Genomic DNA, 11,313 nt, shown 5'->3' with positions numbered 1-11,313 from the left:
ATGTCAATAATTGCAATGCTTTTAGTAATTTTTTAATACAATTTTTAATATCCTTTTGAATTTGTAACTAATAATTTAGCATAACAAGTACTGAAGAACCATAACAAATGAGTACCCAAATACGAGAAAGGAGTACCCAAATACGATATCGAAGTACCCAAATACGATATCGAAGTACCCAAATACGATATCGAAGTACCCAAATACGATAAAGGAGTACCCAAATACGATATCGAAGTACCCAAATACGATAAAGGAGTACCCAATTACGATATCGAAGTACCCAATTACGATATCGAAGTACCCAAATACGATAAAGGAGTACCCAATTACGATATCGAAGTACCCAATTACGATATCGAAGTACCCAAATACGATAAAGGAGTACCCAATTACGATATCGAAGTACCCAATTACGATATCGAAGTACCCAAATACGATAAAGAAGTACCCAATTACGATATCGAAGTACCCAATTATAATTAATGCTTAATTTGTTAGCTTGAATTTTAAGTATTTGTTATGCTGAGTACGCGATCGCAGCGATCGCAGCAAATGAGTATCCATTTATAATAAATGCTTAAACTGTTGTTGCTAACAGACAAACATTCGTAACGTCCGCGTCTGTCTTCGTAACGAGTGGACAAGCTGTTGTTATCACGGGAACTTCATTTGTAACGTCGATGCTGCAAAAGTACTCAAATTATTCTTGTGAAGAGGATTTTTTTTAAGCTTTGCATCGCACCAGTAGCAATATTATCCTGATGCCAAGCTTGATAGAATTTGGGGTAAGGCATATTCTGGGCGCACTTCCAGGCTAAATCGTAGTAATCATCATCCAATCGCCAATAACCACTTAAAGTTTTCACTACAGCAAAGCGATGCTGATTATCCTGTATAATTTTCCCTAAGCTATCTGCTGCCAGCCTACGGGTGGTGTAATCCACAGTAGTTGATTGCAGCAGTTGCACCAAGGAACTTATCGCATCTTTATTGCCAGGGTCGATTTTCCCTAAGCTATCTGCTGCCAGCCTACGGGTGGTGTCATCCACAGTAGTTGATTGCAGCAGTTGCGCCAAGGCAGCGATCGCTTTTATACGGTCTGTTTGTTGCAGTGCTGACCTAGCTTCCTGTCCAATTGAACTTAAACCATCAATTGTCCACTTGACAATTTGCGCTACTATTTCATCTGCTCTAGAATAACCTTTAAACTCTGTGATTCCTGCGGCAGCTAAAAAATAAGCGCGATATTCATAAAATCCTTTTTCTTTATTCCACTTACCACATCCATCTTTAAAGTTCACTAAAGCATCGATAAACTGTTGCTGTTGCTGTTCGAGGTTTTCTTCTTCTCGCCCTAACCAAAGTAATATTGTTTGCTTCCATTGCGGTTCAAAGATGCGATAAGTGCCTTGACTGGGATTTTTGGGAATGTGGTTGAGAAAGAAATGCCAGTAATCAATTGCTTTAGCCGCAAAGTATTCTTGAAATGAGGCATGAAAGAAAGCGTAAACAGGTTTTCTATCTCCATCTATCCCTACACAGTTTAGCCAGCCGCGATTTAATGCCAATTTCAGCAGCGAATTTTCATCTTCAACATTTCCCAAAAAGCGATTAACAAAATCCTGCCGCAAGCGAAAACGGGTTGCTTCTTTGTCTATTGCTTCTTTAGCTAATTCCCCCAGCTTGACATTGAGTTGCTGACGCTGGTCATAGTTTGTAGCAATTTCCTCTTTTTTCCACTTGTAGAAGTCATCAACAAATTGCTGATAGAGTCCCGCTTGAGTATCCGGTAATTTGCCATCTCCTGATTGCCAATTCAAGCACAGCAGCGTCAACCGCAGAGGATTTTTCACTAAATCTTGAATCCGTTCTTTACCTGATTCTTTCAGGGCAGTGCATAACTGCTTCCCAGTTTCGGGAATAGCAGCGAACCATATGTGAATAAATTTCTCTACCTGTTCTGGATAAGAATCCAAAGTGTAGTTGCGATGTCTACGACGGGCTACGCCTACGCAGTAGCAACAGCCGTCAGTGTTACAGTTACCATAAATTCACCATAGATAACGCCATGTCAGCAATTACTTCAAGCTTGACAAATACCATTTCGCAAAAGCTTGGCGATTCTTGCCAACGTCACTCAGTATATCACGCAATTAATTAGCAATTATCCAGTTGGGTTCTTAGTTGCAAGGAAGTAGTGAATTGCAAAAATTGTTAATTAACCCTATTGTGAATAGTGGATTGTGGAGAGTGCGATCGCTGAATTCATACTACTCCTCTGTGCGCGGACTAACGAAAAAGTCAAATTCCTAACCCACGGAGGTGGGTTTTGTTTGTGTAGCCGCGATTTCTAATCGCCAAGGCACTTGCTAACGCACCCTACGAAAATATCTGAAACCTAATTCTAAATTCAATTAGACGCGCCCTTTCCTGCGACAGGATGAATTATTTCCTCCAGGGTTTGCAGTAACTCTTGCTCGTTGTAAGGTTTAGAAAAGTAAGCCCTAGCACCCAATTGCATAGCCAGTTGCCGATGTTTATTGCTACTACGAGAAGTCAGCATCGCAACTGGAATATTTTTTGTATCTGCGTCTGAATTTACCTTACCTAAAAAGCCATAACCATCTAAGCGAGGCATTTCAATATCGCAAATTATTGCCTCAACTCTCAATCCATTATGAAGTTTTTCTAAGGCATCTTGACCATCTTTAGCTTGTTCTACTTGATATCCTCCTTTTTCAAGAGTCAGGGCTAAAAAGCGGCGAACATTAATTGAGTCATCTACAATTAGAATTGTGCCTTTCTGTTTAACAGATGCGGCTGAGATTTTCTCTTCATCAAAGATTAGGAACGGTGTTTTTAACCTTGCTGATGGTACTTGAGTGCCTCTCTTAGTCCGCCGATTCGTAGCAATCCAATACAGCAATTCATTGACATTAACTAGTGGCACTACTCGACCATCACCGAGAATTATGCAATTGCTGAAGCCTTCAGGTAAAGGTATATTTCCCTCGACTTGGCGAATAGCAACTTCCTGTTCACCCCAGCAACGGTCTATTTGGATTGCTACTGGCTGATTATTACCTTTGACTACTAACACGCTGTTAGCATTAATTGCTGCCGGTATTTCCAGTTCTGAGCTATCGTAGCGCAGACAATTAAACTCTAAATAGCCAGTCAAGCGAATCAGTGGCAGCATCGTTCCTTGCCAATTTAGAACTTCGCTACCTGCCATTTGGAAAACTCGCTCGTTTTGGAGTAAAGATATTTCTGAAATGACATCTGTGGGAAATGCCAATACCATTTTGTTGATTTCTACTAGCAGAACTCGCGCAACGGAAAGTGCAAATGGTACTGATAAGGTGAAGGTAGTACCAACTCCTGGTTCCGTATCAACTGTGACATCTCCTCGAATTAGTTTGAGGTTGTTACGAACCACATCCATACCGACACCGCGACCAGATAATGCTGTGACTTTTTCGGAAGTGGTAAAACCTGGTTCAAAAATTAGTGATAACAGTTCTTCATCACTAGCATTAGCAAGTAGAGAAGCATCCAATCCCATAGCTAAGGCGCGGGTGCGAATTTTCTCCAGAGAAATGCCCCAACCATCATCACGTATGGTAATCAGGGTGCGATTACTGCGGTGGGTAGCTTTAATTTCAATTAATCCTTGTTCTGGTTTACCCAAAAGGCGGCGGGTGGTATGGTCTTCAATACCATGATCGAAAGCATTCCTTAACAGGTGCATTAAAGGTTCGTTTAAAGCTTCTAAAATGCTGCGTTCAATTAAAGTGTTACCACCTTCAGTTTTTAACTGGACATTTTTCCCATGCTCTATATTTAAATCGCGCAAAGCTCTAGGAAAACGTTCGATTAAATCGGACAGAGGCCGCATCCGAATGTGATTTAGTTGGGTCTGTAACTGTTTTGATGTTTTATTTATTTTACGAGCAATTTGGTCGGTATCATCTACACTGAGTTGCACATCAGTTGTGACTTCCTGTACCTGAACAATGGTTTCCATAACTTCCTGCGATCGCAGGTTTAAATCGTTATAGCGATCCATTTCTAATGCATCAAATTCCCTCTCTGTACCTTGGGTTTGCTGGCCATTTTCCGCTTGCGATCGCACCCCAGCAGACATCGCAGCTTGAGTAGAAATTTTGCCATAGGCTGTACGTAAATTCTGGTTTTCTCGGTCGAGAACTTGGACTCGCTGGTTCAGGTTACGAACAAGTTTGCGTAATCTTTCTAATTGCGAGTTTAACCCATTCCTCTGAAGAACCAGTTCGCCAAATAAATCATTAATTTGCTCTAATTGTTTGCTAGGAACTCGGACGCTATTTTCATGAATTTCGCGCTCTTTACTAACACCAGCCTGTTCTCCTTTGCTTTCGCTAAATCTGCCATCTATAGGATTATTTCCTCTAGCGAATATCGTATTTTCCTCGGTGACATTGCCAGCATTTACGTCATCTGTAAATTCTGCATCCACAAATGTAAAATTAGCTGCAATACCTGCGGTCGGCTGCGCCAACGCTTGATCATTAGTCCAATTTTCTCTGGTGTTTTCTGGTTGCCAAATAGATGTTGATACTACTTCTGTATCTGTGGGGACAAACGGTGGTATTACTTCTGCTGGTAATAGTGGCTGGACTTGAGTATAACTACCCAAATCAATTTCTGTAGGCAAGTTATCTAGTTGATTTGTGAGTATCAAAGCTTGCGATCGCCGCCATGCTTGCAATGCTAACTGGGCAATTTCGGGAATGCGTTCCCCGAAGGGGTTGTCGGAGACATCGCTGCTAACAGTTTCCAATTGCTGCGTTATTGACTCACAAAGCTTGGTAAAAGCTGCCAACTGGAGCATTTCTCCCAAACCGCCCAATTCTACCGCCATAATCACAATTTCTTCATGCAAACCCGGCTGTTCGCTATCTGCCAATATAGATTCTAGACGCTGCAAACACTCTTCTACTTCTGTTCCAAATAGCAAGGGGATAACGTCTTGTCCCTCTTCTGGGGATAGCATGGTTGAAGCATTCTCAGGGCTGGGGTCTCCCAAGCGATCGTGCAACTCATCAAAAATTGGATAACAAAAGGTTTCTAACCATTGATCTTCGACAACATTTCCTTCTGCAAGCAGTTCGACAATTTGACGCAGCCAGTCAACTCCAGATAGCAATAAAGTTTGCAACTGAGTATCAATTTCGAGAGAATTTTTTTTAGTTTTTAAAACCTTAAAGGAATCTTCTAAACGATGGGCTAAATCACTTAACGATCTAAATCCCATCATCCCCGCGCCACCTTTGATAGAATGAGTCGCCCGGAGTGCAGCATTGATTTTATCTAAATCGATGCGGTTAGTAGTATCGATTTCCAGCAATACCCCTTCTAAAGTATTTAAGTAATCAGTTGCTTCTTCCAGAAACTGCATCTGGATTTCTAATTCTTTGTCTTCTAGCATAGTTCTTGTCCTTAGTCATTGGTCATTGGTCATTAGTCATTGGTCATTAGTCATTGGTCACTTGTACTGAGCGTTCGCGTAGCGCGATGCCCTGAGCTTGCCGAAGGGTCTCGTAGAGAAGTCGTTGGCGCAGCCTCTCGTAGAGAAGTAGTGGTCATTGCTAAAAGGACAAAGGACAAATGACAACGGACAAATAACAAAAGTCATTCGTCATTAGTCATTAACAAAGGACAAATGACAAATAACAAATGACAAACTTAACTAACTTTGAAAGTCTCCACAGTCTCTTGCAACTGCTGGGAAATCTCCACAGTTTGTTGCAGAGACTCGGAAACTTGGCGAGAAGAATCGCTGGTGCGTTGTGATACAGCAGCGATATCTTTCATCAATTGGCTGACACTTTGCGATGTTTCTACCTGAGATGCAGTTGCACTGGAAATTGACTGCACTAAGGAGTCAATTTGATGCGATACATCCAAAATTTCCCTCAAACTTTCTTTAGCCTCCTCCACAATGCGGGTACCTTCAACTACTTGGGTGGTTCCTATTTCCATCGCCTGCACCACTTCACTGGTTTCTCGTTGGATATTTTCAACAATTTGTTCAATTTCTTGGGTTGCTGCGGCACTTCGTACTGCTAATTCGCCGACTTCTTCAGCAACTACGGCAAAACCTTGACCTTCTTCACCTGCACGCGCGGCTTCAATACCGGCATTAATCGCTAGTAAGTTAGTTTGAATAGCGATTTGGTTAATCAAGGACACCACGCGAGAAATTTGTTGAGAAGACTCTCCCAAACGTTTGACTTTTTTAGCAGTTTCACCAACTGTTTCCCGCAAAGAGAGGATATTTTGTACTGTCAAATCCATCGCGTGTCCACTCTTGGTAGCGGTGTGAGTAGCATGGTTAGCAATAAAGGCAGCTTTTTCGGCACTTTCGGCTACTGACTTCATGGATTGGGTCATTTTGTCAACAGCATCAAGGGTGCGGTTGATTTCGGCAGCTTGTATGAGTGCTGACTCTGCTAAGTCGCGGATGGCTCCTTCATTAGAGCCGATGGCAGTATTCACCTGGGTAGCAGCTTGTTTAACTTGGGTAACAATATCGCGGAGGCTTTCCACAATCGAGTTGAAAAAGTCGGCAACAGTACCTATTTCCCCAGATGTCACGTCTGCACGCACTGTCAAGTCGCCTCTAGCTGCACCTTCTACATCACTGAGTAGTTCTAAAAGTTGGTGTTGCAGTGCTTCTTTTTGTTGTCGTTCTTCGCCTGACCCGATTACGGCAACATTTCTAGATTGTTCTATCTCTTCTAATAACTTGGCTTGTTCTAAGGCATAGCCGATTTGAGTTGCTATCTGTTGAAACAAGTCAATTTCCGGCTGTTGCCAAACACGATAAGTTTCGCAATTATCAGCAATTAATAAACCTAAAAGTTGCTCTTGGGCAAAAATTGGTACAATCAAATTGGCTTTGACAGCAAATTTTTCTAACAGTTGGATGTAACTGTCGGCATTTTTCAGGCTTTGGTCTTGATAAATATTGGCGATCGCTTGCACCTGTCCATCGTGATCAGTTTCTATATAACGTTCCCGAAAATAGGGATCGTCAATTTGCACTCCAAGCATTTTCGGCCAATTATGATTATCAGTTACCGATTCAGCTACGACAACACCATCCGAAGTATCTGCATTTAGACTATAAATGATTACCCGATCTGTTTTTAGCGATCGCTGAACTTCTTTGACTGCTGCGTAATAAATCTCTTCAGTTTTGAGAATTCGCCGAATTCGGAGGGTAATATCTGCGAGTAATTTTGCCCCTTCAACGTCGAGTTCTTGTTCCTTTAAGACCTGCAATTGTTCGGCCATTTGGTTAATATTTGCACTCAATAACCCTAATTCGTCCTCTGTTTCGATTTCGAGACGGGTATTAAATTTACCTTGACCAAGCTTTGCTAATGCCGCACTTGCATTCAGAATTGGCTGTGTAGTAAGTTTGGCTAACCGAGATGCGATCGCACCGACAATAAATGCTGTCAGTGCTGTACCGATGGCTATAGTCCACAACAATTGTCTTTGCGGCTCAAATACAATTGCTGTGTCTGTGGATAAAAGTACCTGCCAGTTTAAATCAGGTAAGCCGTCTAACTTTCTGGCTGGTACGTAGCTGACTAATTCTTGTTTTTTGCCAGTTTTGGGAACTTCTATAAAACTATCTGCCTTTTTAACTGCTAGTAGTTTAGGTAAACTAGAATACTCTCCCTTGGCCGATTTCCCCAATAATTCCTTTTGTGGACTTAAGAAAACTGTTCCCGAAGCATCAAGCAAATAGTATTGTTGTCCATTGGCTACGTAGTTTTTGATTACTTCCTCTAAAGATTTTACGGGCATACGTGCTTGTACCACGCCAATAGTTTGCCCTGTCCTTGTCTCTTTAACGGGTGCAGCTAGATAAATGCTCACTAAACCTGTATTTTTTGCGGCTTCCGGTTTGCTGATTAGAGGAGCATCTTTTTGCAACCCGGTTTGAAAATAGGTACGGTCTTTTTGATTCTCCAGGGGTTCGCCTGTGGATTGCACAATCAAGTTACCTTGGCGATTAAAAACAGCAACGCTGTCATAAGCTTTGTAAGCTTCAACAAACCGATCTAGAACTGCTTGCTTTTCTTGAGTAGTGGTACTTATACTAGCTTGGGGACTTGTCAAAAATGGCAAACTTGATATTACCTGAATATCGCCGTAGCGTTCCAACATGAAACGGTTAAGTTTATCACTTAAGTCAGTGGCTTTGGCTTGTTGAGATTGAGTAATTTGTTTAGTAATTGATTTGCTGGCAAAACTAAAAGCGATCGCGCATATCCCCAATACTGGTATTGTCCCGATTGCGATCGCTAAAATAGTCGCTTTCTTAACCAATCCCAGCCTTGTAAAATCGGCAATACCCTGATTCGCAGAAGAATTATTAGCAGTTCCAGTAGTCGGCTTATTTGGTAGCTTTACTACAGTCCCAATGGCTTTTTGGGACGAAATCAATGATCCTCGATTTTGAGCGCCACTAGCTTGATTTGTATTGGTTTTATTAAACATAAAAGTAGTTCTCCTAACTATGTGAACAAGAACACTAAAAATCTGTTTTTTAGTAGTACACCTTAATCACTGCGGAGAATAGAAGACTGCACAATTGCCTCTGCATCTAATACCAGTAATATTTCTTCTTCTTGCACAACGCACCCACATAAATAAGGAACTAAGCTTGATGCTACTTGTCCTATAGGAGAATGAATAGCATTAGCTACGAACTTGGTTGTACCTTTTATTTCTTGCACAACTAAGCCTAATAACAATGATTCCACTCGAATAATGATCGCATTGTACTGTCGCAGTCGATAATCTAGAGATTCTAAATTGAGCATTCTTGGCAAATCAACTACCCAAATTATCCGACTCCGCCAATTCATTAATCCTAATATGCAGGGGGTCATATTCGGCATTGAGGTAACAGATTCAATCGGTACAATAATTGCTTCTTGCGTATACATCATTGATAAAACAGCAGTAGTCTGTTGATTTAGCTGAAACTTCAGATAACCATCTGCTAAGTTATTTGGGGTTAGTTTTGGAGAAAGTGTAATGTTTGTAGTAGTCATTGATTTAAATTACCAGTGATTTAATAGTACGTAGGAGATGTTCGCGGGTGTAAGGTTTAGTTATATAGGCATCTGCACCTTGTCTCATCGCCCACAAACGGTCAATTTCTTGATTTTTGGAACTACAAATCACAATTGGTACTTTGGCAGTAATCGGATTTCTTCTTAGAGAACGACACAATTCAAATCCACTCATTTCTGGCATTACTACATCAGTAACTATCACATCTGGCTTTTCTAACACAGCTTTTTCTAAAGCTTCTTTTGCACCAGAAATTTTAATTACCTTGTAACCACTTTCTTTAAGATAATAGCTCATTAATTCCAATTCACTGGGAGAATCTTCTACAATCATAATTGTGCCAAGTAAAGTCAGGCTCACTATTAAATCTCCTAAAAAAAATATATTAAAAATATTCATTTTGTTATTTTTATTGTCTTGTTGAAATCAACCAAGATGCTTAAAAACCATTTTTAGCAATTCTGATTGTGTAAAAGGCTTAGTCAAATATCCTGATGATCTCACCAGTTTGGCCTTTGCTCTGTCGATAAAGCCTGTTCTACCTGTTACCATAATGATCGGTGTATTTTTAAAAGCTGAATGTTTCCGTAATAAAGAACATAGCTCGTAGCCATCTAAACTTGGCATTTCAACATCTAGCAAAATCAAATCGGGTTTACTCCGAATAATTTGCATTAAAGCTTTTACCGGATCGTTGATCATCACAACTGAAAATGTGTTTTCATCCAAAAAGTGTTTAATGGAATTTAAAACTGTTTGGCTATCATCAATACAGGCAATTGTATATAGTTTTTTGCCAACAGGTGGCTGAGTATTTTTATTATTCTCAGGAATATCAAAAATGATTGAAATCGGTGATTTTTGCCCAATTTTTATTTGTAATTGTGTTTTAGACAAAACTTGGGAACCCCGACCAGCCGGAATCGATGACTGGATATTTTGCCGATTTCGTAACTGCTTTTGACACTGTTCAACAAGTAACCGCAAATCTAGGCGACAGAACTTTGGTAGTTCATTTAAAGAGTTTTCTGGACTGAATTCATAGCTACCTTCTTTTAAACACAGAAATGATTCCAGAACTTCTTTTGCCAATTCGTCTATTAGGCTTGCTGCTTGTACAGAGGTGATATAGTCCTGATTTACTAACCAACTAATAGCTTGGTAATCTGCATTTGGTATTGATTGATGTTCATTCTTCGTCTCAAACATCAGCCGCATCTGCACGCGAGTAGCGCTGTTGAGAGCAGGAATTTGCTGACTCAAGCGCCGCAAGTGACTATCAAGGCGCTCAAATAGTTTATCTGAATAGGAGGCATAAGTAAGTTTACCGTCTTCTAGATAGATTGCCCAAGAAACTACCCCAGTAAAAATACTTAAACAGCCTGTAGCCCGCCGACTAGTTAATTGTGCCAACAGAGATAGCGGATGTAGTTTCTGGAACAACCTGTAGCTACCTATAGGAGTTGTGCTCATTTGCTTTATTTCAGCTAAATTCGATACGTGTAAGCTAAATTCGTGCAGAGTTACTCCACGATTAAAATCAAATAAAAAGCATCAAACTTTTGTATTTCAAAGTACATAAGTTTATATCTATGTTTGTGGTGAAACTCAACGACAGCAACGTTATTTTCAAATGATCAAATCTCAGTAAATTCGGAAATTATGATTAATTTACCTACTGTTACGGAGATTTATAGATATCTTTCGAGAATAGGACATAAAAATGCCAAGAGTAGATGAAGCCACTTTCCATTGAGTAACCCCAATCTGACCACAGCAATAATACTGATTTTATTGACGGTAATATATTTAAACGACTGTATTTCTACTTAAGTAAAATCCAGTTTTTAATCAGATAAGGACTATATGAAGCCACTTTGCATTTAGTAACTTCAACTTGACCACAGCAATAATACTGATTTATTCATATTTATAAGTTTATTTTTTAACATTCACATTTAAAAACGTAGATTAAACAGAATGCAAAACTTATCTTTTATAGGGTGTTTTACCGCCGAGAATACGACACCGAAAGCACTCGGAATGATACGTTGGGAATGTAACGCACCTACATTTAAATTTCTTAACATAGCTTCAAATACAGACCTAACCCCTAGGGCGTGTTTTCAAACTCGTTATATCCTAGAAAAAAGGCGATCGCTATATAGT

7 protein-coding genes are annotated in these 11,313 nt (G+C 40.2%); 1 reads left to right on the top strand and 6 read right to left on the bottom strand.

What is annotated here, in order from left to right:
* Positions 1 to 698: 698 nt before the first annotated feature.
* The 6 genes from HWQ38_RS10840 to HWQ38_RS10815 all read right to left on the bottom strand — a co-directional run bounded on the left by HWQ38_RS10840 (position 699) and on the right by HWQ38_RS10815 (position 10,617).
* Entirely contained in the window at positions 699 to 1,979 is a 1,281-nt protein-coding gene (locus HWQ38_RS10840) for a HEAT repeat domain-containing protein (protein ID WP_292793117.1), read from the bottom strand.
* Between the two features lie 434 nt (positions 1,980 to 2,413).
* On the bottom strand, positions 2,414 to 5,473 hold the full coding sequence (locus HWQ38_RS10835) for a hybrid sensor histidine kinase/response regulator (RefSeq protein ID WP_292793115.1): 3,060 nt from the start codon (positions 5,471 to 5,473) through the stop codon (positions 2,414 to 2,416).
* A gap of 257 nt (positions 5,474 to 5,730) precedes the next feature.
* Complete coding sequence (locus tag HWQ38_RS10830; protein WP_292793113.1) at positions 5,731 to 8,562, bottom strand: methyl-accepting chemotaxis protein; 2,832 nt, start codon at positions 8,560 to 8,562, stop codon at positions 5,731 to 5,733.
* A gap of 62 nt (positions 8,563 to 8,624) precedes the next feature.
* Positions 8,625 to 9,122 (bottom strand): chemotaxis protein CheW, encoded by a 498-nt coding sequence (locus HWQ38_RS10825; protein WP_292793111.1) that lies wholly within the window; start codon positions 9,120 to 9,122, stop codon positions 8,625 to 8,627.
* 4 nt (positions 9,123 to 9,126) lie between these two features.
* Complete coding sequence (locus tag HWQ38_RS10820) at positions 9,127 to 9,504, bottom strand: response regulator (protein WP_292793109.1); 378 nt, start codon at positions 9,502 to 9,504, stop codon at positions 9,127 to 9,129.
* 66 nt (positions 9,505 to 9,570) lie between these two features.
* The gene (locus tag HWQ38_RS10815; RefSeq protein WP_292793107.1) at positions 9,571 to 10,617 is read right to left on the bottom strand and encodes a response regulator; all 1,047 of its coding nucleotides are present in this window, start codon (positions 10,615 to 10,617) and stop codon (positions 9,571 to 9,573) included.
* Between the two features lie 507 nt (positions 10,618 to 11,124).
* On the opposite strand from HWQ38_RS10815, the gene HWQ38_RS10810 reads away from it, so the two are divergent.
* Positions 11,125 to 11,313 (top strand): hypothetical protein (locus HWQ38_RS10810; protein ID WP_292793105.1); only part of this gene is annotated, 189 nt, incomplete at its 3' end.

Origin of the sequence: Nostoc sp. NMS7 (assembly GCF_017115085.1) — a bacterium.
Classification (GTDB): domain Bacteria; phylum Cyanobacteriota; class Cyanobacteriia; order Cyanobacteriales; family Nostocaceae; genus Nostoc.
Note: the sequence above shows the minus strand (reverse complement) of the source record. Positions and strands in the feature narration are given on the sequence as shown.